Source organism: Variovorax xiamenensis (assembly GCF_050916385.1).
Taxonomy (GTDB): Bacteria; Pseudomonadota; Gammaproteobacteria; order Burkholderiales; family Burkholderiaceae_C; genus Variovorax.
Genome location: NZ_CP139038.1, coordinates 6,955,227 through 6,969,662 on the forward strand (window position 1 = coordinate 6,955,227; position 14,436 = coordinate 6,969,662).

Consider the following 14,436-nt stretch of genomic DNA (forward strand, 5'->3'; position numbering starts at 1 on the left):
GGATGGAATGAAAAAGGCCGGCTCCCGCGAGGAAGCCGGCCCGGCGATCCGCCCCGGGGGCGGATGCGTGCATCGCTGCTCAGAAGCTCATTTCCTTCTCGACGTCCTGCAGCTTGCGGCGGGCCAGCGCCAGGTTCGACTTGGCCTTGTCCAGCACGAAGTAGATGAACACGCCTTCCTTCTGCGCCATCGGGCGCAACAGGTGGTACTGCTTGCCGAGGGTGATGAGGATGTCCTCGATGGAGTCGTTCAGGCCGAGCGCGCGCATGGTCTTGAGCTTGGCGCGCACCACTTCGGTATTGCCGGCAGCCGCCACTTCGAGATCGACGCCGGTGCCGATGGCGCCCAGCATCATGCCGCTGGCGGAATCGACCACGGCGGCGCACAGGGCGCCGTCGGCGGTCAGGAGGTTTTCGAGGCTGTTCTGGATCGAGGCCATTTCAATGGTTTCCTGTGGTTCGGTTCATGTCATGCGAATAAAGGATGAAGCGGGGGCGTCGCATGCAACCCGTCCCCGCCGGTTGTGTCGTTCGCTGCGTCGACCGGGGGCCGGCGGATCAGGGCGCCTCGAGCGCCCGCACGCAGGCCGCGGTCCGGTACATCACCTGGGCGAGCACCGCATTGGCGTCGGCGATGACGTTCACCACCAGCTCGGTCTCGCCGTTGCGCACGGGGCTGACGAGCGCGAAGCCCTTGTCGGTGGCCACCGTGATGCAGGTGCAGCGGCCCAGGCGCGCCTCCTGCGACACGACGGCGCCGATGGCGGAGATCGAACTCGCCATCGCGGCGATGCGCGCGGGCTCGAAGTGGCGCTGGCTGGCGCTGGCGATCTCGAAGCCGTCGGGCGTGGCGATCACCACCGAGGCGATGCCGTTCACGTCCTCGAGCACGCGCAGCACCTCGTTTGCCGCGCGCAGCTTGATGGCATGGGGAATCCTCATGGCGCGACCTCTTCGTCGAGCACCTCGATCTGCATCAGCAGCGTCTCGATCAGCGAGACCACGTCGTCCCTGCGGCGCGGATCGATCTCCAGCACCGGCAGCACCAGCCCGCGCGCCGCCAGCGCATGCGCGTAGTCGTCGAGCGTGGGCGAGGGATGCAGGGGAAGCCGGCTGATGCCGAGCGCGCAGGGCATCTTCTCGAGCGCGCCCGCGAAGCCGTCGAGGTAGGCCGCCAGGTCGGCAAGCGGGTCGGGCCGGCTGTTGTCGATGAGGATGGCGAAGCCCAGCGCGTCGCGCACCAGGATCTTCCACATGAAGTCGAAGCGGGCCTGCCCCGGCGTGCCGTACAGGCGCAGCCGGTCGCCGTTGTCCAGCGTCACCTGGCCGAAGTCGAGCCCGACGGTGGTGGTGGCCTTGGCGACCGAGGCGTCGGCGTTCGCGACATCGGTGCTGACCGGCGGTGTTTCGCTGATGGCGGCGATGGCCGTGGTCTTGCCCACGCCCATCGGGCCCGTGAAGACGAGCTTGTAGTCCCTCATGCGGCCTCCCTCAGGCCAGCCCGAGGCGTTGGCGGATGCGCGAGAGCAGGCCCTGCTTGCGCCGCACGGCATCGCCGCCGGACGGCGCGCGAGGCGACGCGGGGGCCTCCTCGGCCCAGGCCAGCGCGCCTTCGCCGTCGAGCAGGCCGAGGAAGGTGCTGCACACCTCGACGTCGACGCGGCCGATCACGCTGAGGCTTTCCGCCGACTGCGTGCTCCTGGACAGCGCCGCCGCCAGCCGGACGAAGGCCGGGTGGCGCCGCAGGGTCGCCTGCGAGGGCCAGCGCACCAGCGAGGCACGCGTGCCGGCCGGGCGCGCCGCGGCATGCGCGACATTGGCGGACGAGGTGCCGGGCCCGACCTGGTTGAGCAGCTCGACCAGCTCCTCGGCATAGATGGGCCGGGCAAGCGCACGGCTGGCGCTCGCGGCGGCGGCATCGCCGCGGCTCACCATGGGCACCACGAAGCGCGCCCTGAGCGCCTGCCATTCGGAGGCGGGGAAATCGCCGTCCATCAGCAGCAGATCGCAGGATCGCGATTCGCTGACGGTCCAGCGCGAACGGAGATTGGAGCTGAGGCGCACGATGATTCTGAGGAGCTCGACCTCAACCTGAGGGAGCCCCATGACGCCCAGAACGAGAGACATACCTTCTTCCCTGACTACTTGTTTTCAAAGGTTTGCCATTGTTATTCCTGTTAACTATTGGTGTATTTCAAATCGGCCCGAAGCCCGAAATTGCGGCCAGCAACGAGAAGAAATCCACAGCGTTTGTTAACAGGAAGGGCGTCGGCGCCACATCCGCGCAGGCCGCGACGCAACCGGGGGCCCGCGGCCGGGAGCCTAAAATCCCGCTCCTTTGCCCTTTTTCGGGCGGCCTTAGCCATCACTTCCCGGGAGATACACCCCATGAACCGCATCCGGCGCGCCCTGTCGCTCGTTCTTCTTTCCGCCACCGCGGCCTTCTCGATCGGCGCCCAGGCCCAGAACCGCGAGCTGATCGTGGCCTCCAGCGCCACCTACGCGCCCTTCGCCTTCGAGAACAAGGACAAGCAGATCGTCGGCTTCGACATCGACATCATCAACGCCATCGCCAAGCAGCAGGGCCTGAAGATCAAGATCGTCAACACGCCCTTCACCGGCATCTTCGGCGCGCTGAACAACGGCGACGTCGACCTCGTGATCTCGGGCGTCACCATCAACGAGAAGCGCAAGCAGAGCTACGACTTCACGCCGCCCTACTTCGCGGCCCGCCAGCTGATCGCGCTGCCGAAGAACAGCAAGGTCGCCTCGCTGAAGGACCTGGCCGGCAAGAAGATCGCCGTGGTCAGCGCCTCCACCGCCGACGACATCGCCTCGCGCGAGTTCGGCAAGACCAGCCCCGACATCCGCCGCTTCGAGAGCACGCCGCTCATCATTTCCGAGCTGGCCGGCGGCGGCGTCGATGCCGCCATGGGCGACAACGGCGTGATCGCCTACCGCGTGGCGCAGAACCCCGAGCTGAAGACGCTGGACGACAAGTCCTTCCCCGAAGAGGGCTTCGGCATCGTCGTGAAGAAGGGCGACAAGGCCCTGCTCGACAAGCTCACCGCCGGCCTCGCGGCCATCCGCGCCGACGGCAGCTACGTGACGATCTACAAGAAGTGGTTCAACAAGGACCCGAACGTGCGCTGAGCCGCACGGCATTTCACCGAACACGGCCGCCCCAACGCGGCCGTTTCGTTTTCCGTTGATTGATGAGAGTTTGAGGACGCAAGCATGGAACAACCAGTGCTGCTTTTCGGATGGTTCCGCTGGGACATCCTCGTGGAATACAAGGACCTGTTCTGGCAGGGCGCGTGGATGACGCTGCGCATGACGGTGGTCTGCGTGCTGCTGGGCGCGAGCTGGGGGCTGTGCCTCGCGCTCGCGCGGCTGGCGCATCCGCGCCACGCGCCGTGGACCTGGGTCGCGCGCTTCTTCCTGCGCTGGCCGGCCACGGTGTACGTGAGCTTCTTCCGGGGCACGCCGCTGTTCGTGCAGATCCTCCTGATCCACTTCGCGGTGATGCCGGTGTTCATCCACCCGACCTCGGGCCTGCTGATCGACGGCGAGCTCGCGCGCACGCTCAAGCAGGAGCACGGCGCGCTCATCTCGGGCGTGGTGGCGCTCACGCTGAACTCGGCGGCCTACATCTCGGAAGTGTTCCGCGCCGGCATCCAGTCGATCTCGCGCGGGCAGTTCGACGCGGGCCGCTCGCTGGGCTTCTCCCCCGCGCAGGTGATGCGCTACGTGGTGCTGCCGCAGGCCTTCCGCCGCATGCTGCCGCCGCTGGGCAACAACGCCATCGCGCTGCTGAAAGACACGTCGCTGGTCTCCGCCATCGGACTGGCCGAGCTGGCCTACGCCGCGCGCACCGTGGCCGGCGCCTATGCGCGCTACTGGGAGCCGTACCTTGCGATCTCGGTGATCTACTGGGTGATGACGCTGATCCTCACGACGCTTCTTCGCCGCCTCGAACACCGCCTCGCGCGCAGCGACAGGGCCTAGGCACACCCCCAGGCTTCGCGCACTTCGTGTCGCTTCGCCAACCCCCTTGCAGGGGGCAACACCTGAGGCCCGGCAAAGCCGGTTCCTCGGTGTTCGCGGAAGGACCAGATGGCCAAGCCCGCAGGCGCCGGGGCCAAAATAGCGCCACATGCCCCCCATATCCCCCGAAGAAACGCCCATCCCCGCCGCGAGGCCGCAGCCGACGAAGTTCGCGGCGCTCGTGCCCCTGAAGATTCCGGTGTTCCGCATGCTGTGGAGCACCTGGCTCGTCGCCAACATCTGCATGTGGATGAACGACGTGGCCGCCGCGTGGATGATGACCACGCTGACCTCCTCGCCGATCTGGGTGGCGCTGGTGCAGTCGGCCTCCACGCTGCCGGTGTTCCTGCTGGGCCTGCCCAGCGGCGCACTGGCCGACATCCTCGACCGCAGGCGCTGGCTGGTGGCCACGCAGTTCTGGCTGGCCGGCACCGCCATCGTTCTGTGCGCCGCGCTGGCGCTCGACCTCATGACCGCGCCGCTGCTGCTGGCGCTCACCTTCGCCAACGGCATCGGGCTGGCGCTGCGCTGGCCGGTGTTCGCGGCCATCGTGCCCGAGCTGGTGCCGCGCACGCAGCTGCCGGCCGCGCTCGGGCTGAACGGCATCGCAATGAACGCATCGCGCATCGTGGGCCCGCTCACCGCCGGCATGCTGATCGCCAGCACGGGCAGCATCTGGGTGTTCGCGCTGAACGCGGTGCTGTCGGTGGCCTCGGGCTTCGTGGTGCTGCGCTGGCGGCGCGAGCACACGCCCAATCCGCTGGGCCGCGAGAAGCTCATCAGCGCGATGCGCGTGGGCGTGCAGTTCGTGCGCCAGTCGCAGCGCATGCGCGCGGTGCTCACGCGCATCTCGATCTTCTTCTTCCACTCGACCGCGCTGCTGGCGCTGCTTCCGCTGCTGGCGCGCAACCTGCAGGACGGCGGCGCGGGCACCTTCACGCTGCTGCTGGCGGCCATGGGCGCGGGCGCGATCGTCGCAGTGCTGTTCCTGCCGCGGCTGCGCCAGGCGATGGGGCGCGACCAGCTGGTGCTGCGCGGCACGCTGCTGCAGTCGGGCGCCACGGCGGTGATGGCCTTCGCGCCCAATGCATGGGTCGCTGTGCTGGCGATGTTCTTCGGCGGCATGGCGTGGATCACGGTGGCCAACTCGCTGTCGGTGTCGGCCCAGCTCGCGCTGCCCGACTGGGTGCGCGCGCGCGGCATGTCGATGTACCAGATGGCGATCATGGGCGCGAGCGCGATCGGCGCGGCCATCTGGGGGCAGGTGGCCACCGTCACCTCGCTCGTCGCGAGCCTCAGCGTGGCTGCCGTCAGCGGCACGCTGCTGATGCTCGCGGCGCTGCGCTGGGTGACCGACGTGAGCGGCGAGGACGACACCAGCCCCGCGCAGGCCGGCTGGGCCGTCGGCCCGCCCGCGGAAGCCCCGGAGGAAAACGGCCGGGTGGTGATCACCGTCGAGTACCTCATCGATCCGGCACGCGCCGCGGCCTTCCACCTCGTGATGCAGCAGACGCGCCGCGCGCGCCTGAGCCAGGGTGCCATCGGCTGGGAGCTGCTGCACGACATCGCGCAGCCCGAGCGCTACGTGGAGCAGATCGTCGACGAGTCGTGGACCGACCACCTGCGCCGCTTCAACCGCGCCACCGCCAGCGACATGGCGCTGCGCGAACGGCGGCTCGCCTTCCACATCGGCGAGGCGGGACCGGTCATCACGCGGTACATCGTGCGGCGCTGAACCGGCATCCGGTCGGACCCTGTGATACGGAAGTTCGATTGTTTCCTCATTGTTAAATGCCCTGAATAATGGGCCGCGCCGGGCCCCTCGGCCTTGCGAACAACAAGAAGGAGCAAGAGCCATGCGTCTGGAGCAACGCGACAGGTCCCTTCGCCGCAACGCGGCCTTCACGGTGTCTCCTCTTCCATGGCTCGCAGCCGCCCTTGCAGGGCTGGCGGGCGGCGCGGCGAACGCCGCCTGCGGCCCAACCGCCACGCCAGGCACCGGCGATACCGTGGTCTGCAGCGGCACGACCACCGGCTCGGACAGCGTGATCGCCACGCCGGGCAGCACCGGCGTGAGCATCACGGTGGACAACGGCGCCACGCTGACCACCAACGCCACGCAGGCCCTGCTGGTGCGCGACGCCAGCACCATCACGAACAACGGCGCCATCACCGTCTCGGGCGGTTCGGGCTCGGCGCGCGCGGCGATGGTGGCCACGGGCAACGACAACACCATGACCAACAACGGCACGATCCGCACGACGAGCAGCGGCACCTCGGGCATCCTGGTCACGTCGAACAGCAGCACGCGCACGCTCATCACCAACAACGGCAGCATTTCCACCACGGGCGGCAGCTCGCACGGCATCTCGACGCTGGGGCCGGGCAACACCGTCGTCAACAACGGCAGCATCTCGACCAGCGGCAACTCGGCCAAGGGCGTCTACCTGCAGGGCGGCAACCTCGTGACCAACCTGCTGGTGAACACCGGCAGCATCGCCACCACCGGCGCCAACTCGCCCTCGGGCGGGGCGGATGCGGTGCATGCGAACACGCTGGGCACGAGCTTCTTCTCGCGCGTGGAGAACCGCGCCGGCGCCACGCTGTCGAGCGCCAACGGCTACGGCTATCGCGGACAGAACGGCAACGACACACTGGTCAACGCCGGCACCATCGAGGGACACGGCGGCGCCGACAACACCGACGCGATCTACATGGGCGCGCTCGGCCTCGGCACGCTGATCCTGCAAACGGGATCGGTCATACGCGGCGCTGCCGACGGCGGCATCGGCAAGACCGCCAGCACCTTCCTCGAGGGCAGCGGCACGGTCGACAACGCGTTCCGCAACTTCCAGAACCTCACGATGCGCGGCACCGCGTGGTCGTGGCTGACCGACGCGAACTTCTCCGACTCTGTGCGCGTGGAGTCCGGGCGCTTCAACCTTCCGGCCACGCTCACGAGTCCCGTCATCACCGTGCTGCCGGGCGCCACGGTGGCCGGCACCGGCACCTTCGCGGGCAACGTGACCAACCAGGGCACGCTGCTGCCCGGCCCGAACGACGGCACGAACTTCGGCGCCTTCACCGTGCGCGGCAACTACTTCGGCGGCAGCGGCGCACTGATGCAGGTCAACACCGTGCTGGCGGGCGACAACTCGCCGTCCGACAGGCTGGTGATCGACGGCGGCACCGCCTCCGGCGCCACCAGCCTGCGCGTGATCAACCGCGGCGGCATGGGCGCGCCCACGCTGGCCGACGGCATCCTGGTGGTGCAGGCCGTGAACGGCGCCACCACGGCCGACAACGCCTTCTCGCTGACCCAGGCGTTGGAAGCCGGTGCCTACAGCTACCGTCTCTTCCGCGGCGGCGCGACCGGCGGCAACTCCAACAACTGGTACCTGCGCAACAACGGCTACCTGGTCGACGGCCATGTGGTGGGCTCGCTGGAAGAAGCCATCGAGGAGGCCGAGGCCACGGGCAGGCCGATGCCGGTGGAGCAGGTCAAGCTCTACCGCCCCGAGATCCCGCTGTACAGCGCGCTGCCGATCGCGGTGCGCCGCCTCGGGCTGGCGCAGCTGGGCACCTTCCACGACCGGCAGGGCGACCAGCAACTGCTCGCGAACGACGCGGGGGACACCGGCAGCGAAGGCCGGCAGGCCTCGTGGGGCCGCGTGTTCGGCGAGAGCACGCGCCAGCGCCTGCGCGGCGATGCGAACCCGCAGTTCGACGGCAGCGTCAGCGGCCTGCAGCTGGGCCACGACTTCCTGGCCGCCACCGACGCATCGGGCGGACGCCATCGCGTCGGCGTGCTGGGCGGCTACACGCGCGCCAGCGGCAACGCGAGCGGCATCGCCGACGGCGCCACCAACGAGGCGGCCGGCCGCATCACCGTCGAGGGCTACAGCCTGGGCGCGTACTGGACCCGCATCGCGAGCAGCGGCTGGTACAGCGACGCCGTGCTGCTGGCCACCCGCTACAAGGCCGATGCACGCTCCACGCTGGGGCGCGGCGGCCGTCCGCACGGCACCAGCGTCACCGCGTCGATCGAGGCCGGCTACCCGCTGGCGCTCAGCGACAGCGTCACGCTGCAGCCGCAGGTGCAGCTGATCTGGCAGCGCAGCTCGCTCGACAGCTTCGACGACGGCATCTCCTCCGTGCGCTTCCAGCGCGACAACGTCGTCACCGGCCGTCTGGGCGCTCGGATCGAAGGCCGATTCGAGGCCGGCGGCGGCGTGTGGAAGCCGTACCTCAAGCTCAACCTGTGGCACACCTTCAGCGGCAGCAACGCGATCTACCTCGGGCCCACCGACCAGGTCGTCAACCGCCGCAATTCGGGCGCGCTCGAGGCGGGCGGCGGCATCGTGGGGCAGCTGAACAGGAAGCTGGCGGTCTACGGCGGCCTGGCCTACACCAGCGCCGTGGGCAACACCCAGCAGACCGGCTGGCAGGGGCAGGTCGGGATGCGCCTGCGCTGGTGAAGGCGGGCGGCGGCCTGCCCGGAAACAGCCATTTCTTGACCACTTGGGTGAATTTGATGGCACGCGGCTTGCATGAGCGAAAATTGCCGGGTATCCACGGATAGCCTGCCTTTTTTGACCGTATGGATAATTTAAGCCACCGCCACACCCGGCGCCACGAGGTACACCCGCGATGAATCCGCCGCCCCTGCGCAGCCGCTTCTGGTCCGACCTGACCAGCGAAGAGTTCTCCCGCCTCGACCGCGAACGGCTCATCGCCGTGCTGCCGGTGGGAGCCACCGAGCAGCACGGTCCGCATCTGCCGATGTCGACCGACACCGCCACCATCGACGGCATGGTGCGAGCCACGCTGCCGTACCTGCCCGACGACCTGCCGGTGCTGTTCCTGCCCACCGTGCCCTACGGCAAGAGCAACGAGCACTCGCGCTACCCGGGCACGCTCACCGTGTCGGCGAACACGCTGATCTCGATGTGGAAGGACATCGGCTCCTGCGTCGCCAAGGCCGGCGTGCGCAAGCTGGTGCTCTACAACAGCCACGGCGGCCAGATGAGCGTGATGGACATCGTCGCGCGCGACCTGCGCGAGGAGCACGACATGATGGTCGTGGCCGCCAACTGGTACACGCTGGGCCTGCCCGAGGGCCTCTTCACCGCGCACGAGGGCAAGCACGGCATCCACGCCGGCGATCTCGAAAGCTCCGTGATGCTGCACCTCACGCCCGACTATGTGCGCCAGGACCAGTTCCAGAACTTCGGCTCCATGACCGAGCAGCTGGCCGCGGAGAACAAGTTCCTCTCGATCACCCCCAGCGGCAAGCTCGGCTGGCAGATGCACGACATCAACCCTGCGGGCGCCGCAGGCGACGCCACGCGCGCCACCGCCGAGAAGGGCGCCGCCGTGCTCGACCACGTGGGCCGCCGCTTCGTCGAGCTGCTGCAGGAAATCGACCGCTTCCCGCTCTCGCGCCTGGCCAACCAGCCCGCATGGAAATGAGCGCCGACGCCACCACCGCCGCCAGCGTGCCGCTGGTCAGCCTGCGCAACGTCAGCAAGCGTTTCGCCAACGGCACGCTCGCGCTGCAGGGCATGTCGCTGGACATCGGCGAGCACGACTTCATCAGCTTCCTCGGCCCCTCGGGCTGCGGCAAGAGCACGGCGCTGCGCCTCATCGCGGGGCTCACGCGCCTGAGTTCGGGCGACATGCACTGGTCCGGTGCCAGCACCGCCAGCAAGAACGGCAAGACAGACCGCGACCTGGGCTTCGTGTTCCAGGAACCCACGCTCATGCCCTGGGCCAAGGTGTTCGACAACGTCTGGCTGCCGCTGAAGCTGGCCGGCACCAGCCGCGACGCCGCCGCGCCGGTGGTGAAGCAGGCGCTGGAGATGGTCGGCCTCTCGCGCTTCGCCGACGTGTACCCGCGCGAGCTCTCCGGCGGCATGAAGATGCGCGTGTCGATCGCCCGCGCGCTGGTCACGCACCCGCGCCTGCTGCTGATGGACGAGCCCTTCGCCGCGCTCGACGAGATGACGCGCATCAAGCTCAACAACGACCTGCTGGCCATCTGGCGCGAGCACCGCTTCTCGGTGGTGTTCGTCACGCACAGCGTGTACGAGTCGGTGTATCTGTCGAACCGCATCGTGGTGATGGCGGCGCGGCCCGGCCGCGTGATCGACGAGATCCGCATCGACGAGCCCTACCCGCGCGGAGAAGACTTCCGCACCTCGACCCGCTACAACGCGCACTGCACCGCGGTGTCGCAATCCCTGCACGGAGCCCTGCATGGCGTCGACATCGATCACTGAACCCGCCCAGTCCGCCCCTCTCGCGGATGCCGGCGCGGCGCCCTCCGAGGCCTCGCTGCGCGCGCACGAGGACCGGCTGCGCCGGCGCGAGTCGATGCTGCGCATCGTGGTGCCCGCGGCCATCGTCGCGCTGCTGCTGCTGGCGTGGGAATGGACCGTGCGCGCCAACAACATCCCGCACTACATCCTGCCCGCGCCCTCGCTCATCATCCGCACGCTGTTCGACAACTGGGATTCGCTGTCGAGTGCGCTGTGGTTCACGGTGAAGCTCACGCTGCTGGCGCTGGTCGCGGCCATCGTGGGCGGCGTGCTGCTGGCCATTGCCTTCGCGCTCTTCAAGTGGGTGGAGATCGGCCTCTTCCCGATCGCGGTGATCCTGCAGGTCACGCCGATCATCGCGATCGCGCCGCTGATCCTGATCTACGTGTCGAGCACCACGGCGGCGCTCTTGCTGTGCGCATGGATCGTAGCCTTCTTCCCGATCCTGTCGAACACGGTCATCGGGCTGAAGAGCGCCGACAGCAACCTGCGCGACCTGTTCCAGCTCTACAAGGCCTCGCCCTGGCAGACCTTCCGCTACCTGCTCGCACCGAGTGCGCTGCCTTACTTCATGGCGGGCCTGAAGATCGCGGGCGGCCTGAGCCTGATCGGCGCGGTGGTGGCCGAGTTCACCGCCGGCACTGCGGGCAAGGAGACGGGGCTGGCCTCGCGCATCCTCGAATCGAGCTTCCGCACCGAGATCCCGATGATGTTCGCGGCGTTGCTGCTGGTGTCCCTGCTGGGCATCGTGATCTTCATCGTGTTCGCCGCACTGTCGCGCCTGGTGCTCGGCCACTGGCACGAAAGCGAGATGCGCCGTGAACGCTAGAACCCCGACTCCTGCGCCGGCCGTCGACTGGGACGCCGTGCGCGAGGACCTGCGCGGCCTCAACGTGATCACCGCGCCCGGGCAGCGCAAGCAGCTGTCGAAGGACTTCTACTGGTACAGCCCCATCCTCACCGCGCAGCTCGCGGGCTGCGTGGCCGACCTCGTGGTGAAGGTCGGCACCGAGGACGACGTGCGCCAGGCCGCGGCCGTGGCCGCGAAGTGGAAGCTGCCGCTCACGGTGCGCGCAGGCGGCACCGGCAACTACGGCCAGTGCGTGCCGCTCGAAGGCGGCATCGTGCTCGACGTGACGCAGATGTGCCGCGTGCTCGACATCCGCCCGGGCAGCATCCGCGTGGAGGCCGGCGCGCGCATGCACGACATCGATCTCGCCGCGCGCGAGACCGGGCAGGCGCTGCGCATGTGGCCCTCGACCTGGCATGTGGCGTCCATCGGCGGTTTCATCGCGGGCGGTTTCGGCGGCATCGGCTCGTTCCGCCACGGCATCCTGCGCGACCCCGGCAACCTGCTGCGCGCGCGCGTGATGACGGTGGAGCGCGAGCCGCGCGTCATCGAGCTGCACGGCGACGAGATCCAGCAGGTGCACCACGCCTACGGCACCAACGGCGTGATCCTCGACGTGGAAGTGGCGCTGAGCCCCGCCGTCGACTGGGTGCACTGCACGGTGCTCTTCGACACGTATCGCGGCGCGCTCGACTTCGGCATCGCCGCGCAGGCGCCTTCGCTCGACATCTTCCTGCTGTCGACGGTGGAGGCGCGCTTCTCGCCCTACTACACGGCCATGCGCGACCGCTTCCCGGCCGACCGGCACGCGGTGTTCGCGATGGTCTCGCCCGAATCGATGGCGGACTTCCGCGCGCTCGCCGCGGCGCAGGGCGGCACCATCTCGGTGGCCGGCACCGAGGCCGAGCTGCTCGCCGACGGCCTGCCGCCGGCGTACGAGTGCGCCTTCAACCACACCACGCTGCAGGCGCTGAAGGCCGACCGCAGCTGGACCTACCTGCAGGTGGCCTACGCCCAGCCCTTCGACCCGGCCGTGGTGGAGCGGCACCTGAAGATCTTCGGCGACGACGTGCTGCAGCACCAGGACTTCGCACGCGCCAACGGCGAGTGCGGCACCTTCGGCATCCTGCTGGTGCGCTGGAAGGGCGAGGCGCACCAGTACGAGGTGATCCGCGAGATCGAATCGCAGGGCGGCTGCGTGATCTTCAACCCGCACGTCGTGACCATCGAGGACGGCGGCATGAAGACCATCGACACGCAGCAGATCGAGTTCAAGAAGCGCAGCGACCCGATGGGCCTGATGAACCCCGGAAAAACGCGCGGATGGCGCCCCGACATGGCCGTCGGGCGCTGAAAAGCCTTAGTCTCCGCATCCCGTACTTTTCAACGAAACCTCCACAGGAGCACGTTCCCATGCGCATCCCCGCTTTCGATCTCCGCCCGCTTGTCTTCGGCCTGGCCCTCGCGGGCGCCGCCTTCGCCGTGCAGGCGCAGGAAAAGGTGGTGTTCGCCACCAACTGGAAGGCGCAGGCCGGCCACGGCGGCTTCTACCAGGCGCTGGTGGACGGCACGTACAAGAAGTACGGCCTCGACGTCGACATCCAGCAGGGCGGCCCGATGGTCAACAACCGGCCGATGCTGCCGGCCGGCAAGGTCGACTTCCTCATGACCGGCAACCTGCTGCAGTCCTTCGACAACGTGAAGAACGGCGTGCCCACCGTGGTGGTGGCGGCCTTCTTCCAGAAAGACCCGCAGGCCATGTTCGCCCACCCGGGCCAGGGCTTCGACACCTTCAAGGACATGACCAAGGCGCCGGTGGCCTTCATCGGCAAGGACGGCCAGTTCAGCTTCTGGCAGTGGATGAAGTCGGAGCACGGCTTCAAGGACTCGCAGCTCAAGCCCTACACCTTCAACGTGGGCCCGTTCCTGGCCGACAAGAAGTCCATTCAACAGGGCTATGCCATCTCGGAGCCGCTGTCGATCAAGGCGCAGGCCGGCTTCGACCCGGTGGTGCAGCTGCTGGCCGACAACGGCTTCTCGACCTACTCGACCACCATCGAGACGCGCGCCGACCTGGTGAAGACCAAGCCCGAGACGGTGCGCAAGTTCATCGAGGCATCGATCATCGGCTGGAACAACTACCTCTACGGCGACAACAAGGCCGCCAACGAGCTCATCGCCAAGACCAACCCCGACTCGCCCATCGCCACGCTGCAGGGCTCCATCGAGCTGATGAAGAAGATGGGCATCGTCGACAGCGGCGAATCGCTCACCAAGGGCATCGGCGCGATGGACGAGGCCCGCGTGAAGGACTTCTACGACAAGATGGTCAAGGCGGGCCTCTACAAGCCCGGCGAGGTCGACCTGTCGAAGGTGGTCACCACGCAGTTCGTGAACAAGGGCGTCGGTGTCGACGTCCGCAAGAAGCTCACGGGCAAGTAAGCACGCAGACAGGTACACCGATTTTTTCCCGTGGGTCGCGCGGGGCTTGCGCCGGGGTCAGATGCCGGCGCCTGGGTTGCCATAAGGCACCGCGCGGCCTTTCATTCCCTGGGCTCTGACCCCGTCTCGCCAGCCATCGCATGTGCTGAGCGAACCGGCCCTCAACCATGAAAACGCTAGTCGTCCACTGCCATCCGAACCCTGACAGCTTCAACCACGCGCTTTACCGCACCGCCCTCGAGGCGCTCGAGCCGCGACATCCCGTCAAGGCCATCGACCTGTACGCCGAGGGCTTCGACCCCACGCTGACATGCGAAGAGCGCATCGCCTACCTCGACAACCCCGACCTGATACGCGAACGTGTGAAACCCCACGTCGAAGCGCTGCTGTGGGCCGAGCACCTGGTGTTCGTGTTTCCCACCTGGTTCCACGGGCCGCCGTCGATGCTCAAGGGCTGGCTCGAACGGGTCTGGCTGCCCGGCGTGGCCTTCCTGCCGGCGGAACGCAAGGGGCAGCTCGCGAAGTCGGGCATGCGGCACATCAGGCGGCTTACGGTGGTGACCACCGGCGGCTCGCCGCGCTGGTTCGTGATGGTCATCGGCGACCCGGGCAGGCGGCTCTTCACGCGGGCGCTGCGCGCGCTCTTCGCGTGGCGCTGCAAGGTGACATGGCTGCAGCTGCACGACATGAACGCCGTCACCGAGAACGACCGCACCCACTTCATCGAACGCGTCTCGCGCAAGCTGAGCAGCATCTAGCAGTAGAGCCACAGACTCCA

Annotated in this window: 14 protein-coding genes; 10 read left to right on the top strand and 4 right to left on the bottom strand. The window is 68.2% G+C overall.

The genetic code is table 11. The features are described 5' to 3' along the window. Positions 1-79: 79 nt before the first annotated feature. The 4 genes from SFB74_RS32055 to SFB74_RS32070 all read right to left on the bottom strand — a co-directional run bounded on the left by SFB74_RS32055 (position 80) and on the right by SFB74_RS32070 (position 2,063). Entirely contained in the window at positions 80-439 is a 360-nt protein-coding gene (locus SFB74_RS32055; protein ID WP_432728410.1) for a hypothetical protein, read from the bottom strand. A gap of 118 nt (positions 440-557) precedes the next feature. After that, positions 558-941 carry a roadblock/LC7 domain-containing protein gene (locus tag SFB74_RS32060; RefSeq protein WP_432728411.1) on the bottom strand — a complete coding sequence of 128 codons (384 nt, stop codon included), beginning with the start codon at positions 939-941 and terminating at the stop codon, positions 558-560. Beyond that, positions 938-1,480, bottom strand: coding sequence for a GTP-binding protein (locus SFB74_RS32065; RefSeq protein ID WP_432728412.1), 543 nt, complete (start codon positions 1,478-1,480; stop codon positions 938-940). The genes SFB74_RS32060 and SFB74_RS32065 overlap by 4 nt, the downstream gene beginning before the upstream one ends. 10 nt (positions 1,481-1,490) lie before the next feature. Then, positions 1,491-2,063, bottom strand: coding sequence for a hypothetical protein (locus SFB74_RS32070; protein ID WP_432728413.1), 573 nt, complete (start codon positions 2,061-2,063; stop codon positions 1,491-1,493). Positions 2,064-2,387: 324 nt separating this feature from the next. Here SFB74_RS32070 and SFB74_RS32075 point away from each other — a divergent pair, with 324 nt between their 5' ends. From SFB74_RS32075 to SFB74_RS32120, 10 genes are all read left to right on the top strand, one after another. Continuing rightward, the gene (locus SFB74_RS32075) at positions 2,388-3,152 is read left to right on the top strand and encodes a basic amino acid ABC transporter substrate-binding protein (protein WP_432728414.1); all 765 of its coding nucleotides are present in this window, start codon (positions 2,388-2,390) and stop codon (positions 3,150-3,152) included. Between the two features lie 84 nt (positions 3,153-3,236). Next, positions 3,237-4,007 (top strand): amino acid ABC transporter permease, encoded by a 771-nt coding sequence (locus SFB74_RS32080; RefSeq protein ID WP_432728415.1) that lies wholly within the window; start codon positions 3,237-3,239, stop codon positions 4,005-4,007. 148 nt (positions 4,008-4,155) lie between these two features. Next, positions 4,156-5,781: an MFS transporter gene (locus tag SFB74_RS32085; RefSeq protein ID WP_432728416.1), complete on the top strand. Its 1,626-nt coding sequence runs from the start codon at positions 4,156-4,158 to the stop codon at positions 5,779-5,781. Positions 5,782-5,902: 121 nt separating this feature from the next. Continuing rightward, entirely contained in the window at positions 5,903-8,524 is a 2,622-nt protein-coding gene (locus SFB74_RS32090; RefSeq protein ID WP_432728417.1) for an autotransporter outer membrane beta-barrel domain-containing protein, read from the top strand. A 172-nt stretch (positions 8,525-8,696) separates the two neighbouring features. Then, the gene (locus SFB74_RS32095; protein ID WP_432728418.1) at positions 8,697-9,518 is read left to right on the top strand and encodes a creatininase family protein; all 822 of its coding nucleotides are present in this window, start codon (positions 8,697-8,699) and stop codon (positions 9,516-9,518) included. Next, complete coding sequence (locus SFB74_RS32100) at positions 9,515-10,327, top strand: ABC transporter ATP-binding protein (RefSeq protein WP_432728419.1); 813 nt, start codon at positions 9,515-9,517, stop codon at positions 10,325-10,327. Before SFB74_RS32095 ends, SFB74_RS32100 begins: the two co-directional genes overlap by 4 nt. Continuing rightward, positions 10,305-11,195, top strand: a complete 891-nt coding sequence (locus tag SFB74_RS32105) for an ABC transporter permease (RefSeq protein ID WP_432728420.1) — start codon at positions 10,305-10,307, stop codon at positions 11,193-11,195. Before SFB74_RS32100 ends, SFB74_RS32105 begins: the two co-directional genes overlap by 23 nt. Next, positions 11,185-12,570, top strand: a complete 1,386-nt coding sequence (locus SFB74_RS32110) for an FAD-binding oxidoreductase (RefSeq protein ID WP_432728422.1) — start codon at positions 11,185-11,187, stop codon at positions 12,568-12,570. Before SFB74_RS32105 ends, SFB74_RS32110 begins: the two co-directional genes overlap by 11 nt. A gap of 59 nt (positions 12,571-12,629) precedes the next feature. Beyond that, positions 12,630-13,658 (top strand): ABC transporter substrate-binding protein, encoded by a 1,029-nt coding sequence (locus SFB74_RS32115; protein ID WP_432728423.1) that lies wholly within the window; start codon positions 12,630-12,632, stop codon positions 13,656-13,658. Positions 13,659-13,825: 167 nt separating this feature from the next. Continuing rightward, complete coding sequence (locus tag SFB74_RS32120) at positions 13,826-14,416, top strand: NAD(P)H-dependent oxidoreductase (protein ID WP_432728424.1); 591 nt, start codon at positions 13,826-13,828, stop codon at positions 14,414-14,416. Positions 14,417-14,436: the final 20 nt, after the last annotated feature.

Bases quoted from the DNA above. Each gene is read 5' to 3' on its own strand.
- SFB74_RS32055 (WP_432728410.1), bottom strand. From the start codon at position 439: ATGGCCTCGATCCAGAACAGCCTCGAAAACCTCCTGACCGCCGACGGC.
- SFB74_RS32060 (WP_432728411.1), bottom strand. From the start codon at position 941: ATGAGGATTCCCCATGCCATCAAGCTGCGCGCGGCAAACGAGGTGCTG.
- SFB74_RS32065 (WP_432728412.1), bottom strand. From the start codon at position 1,480: ATGAGGGACTACAAGCTCGTCTTCACGGGCCCGATGGGCGTGGGCAAG.
- SFB74_RS32075 (WP_432728414.1), top strand. From the start codon at position 2,388: ATGAACCGCATCCGGCGCGCCCTGTCGCTCGTTCTTCTTTCCGCCACC.
- SFB74_RS32080 (WP_432728415.1), top strand. From the start codon at position 3,237: ATGGAACAACCAGTGCTGCTTTTCGGATGGTTCCGCTGGGACATCCTC.
- SFB74_RS32085 (WP_432728416.1), top strand. From the start codon at position 4,156: ATGCCCCCCATATCCCCCGAAGAAACGCCCATCCCCGCCGCGAGGCCG.
- SFB74_RS32090 (WP_432728417.1), top strand. From the start codon at position 5,903: ATGCGTCTGGAGCAACGCGACAGGTCCCTTCGCCGCAACGCGGCCTTC.
- SFB74_RS32095 (WP_432728418.1), top strand. From the start codon at position 8,697: ATGAATCCGCCGCCCCTGCGCAGCCGCTTCTGGTCCGACCTGACCAGC.
- SFB74_RS32100 (WP_432728419.1), top strand. From the start codon at position 9,515: ATGAGCGCCGACGCCACCACCGCCGCCAGCGTGCCGCTGGTCAGCCTG.
- SFB74_RS32105 (WP_432728420.1), top strand. From the start codon at position 10,305: ATGGCGTCGACATCGATCACTGAACCCGCCCAGTCCGCCCCTCTCGCG.
- SFB74_RS32115 (WP_432728423.1), top strand. From the start codon at position 12,630: ATGCGCATCCCCGCTTTCGATCTCCGCCCGCTTGTCTTCGGCCTGGCC.
- SFB74_RS32120 (WP_432728424.1), top strand. From the start codon at position 13,826: ATGAAAACGCTAGTCGTCCACTGCCATCCGAACCCTGACAGCTTCAAC.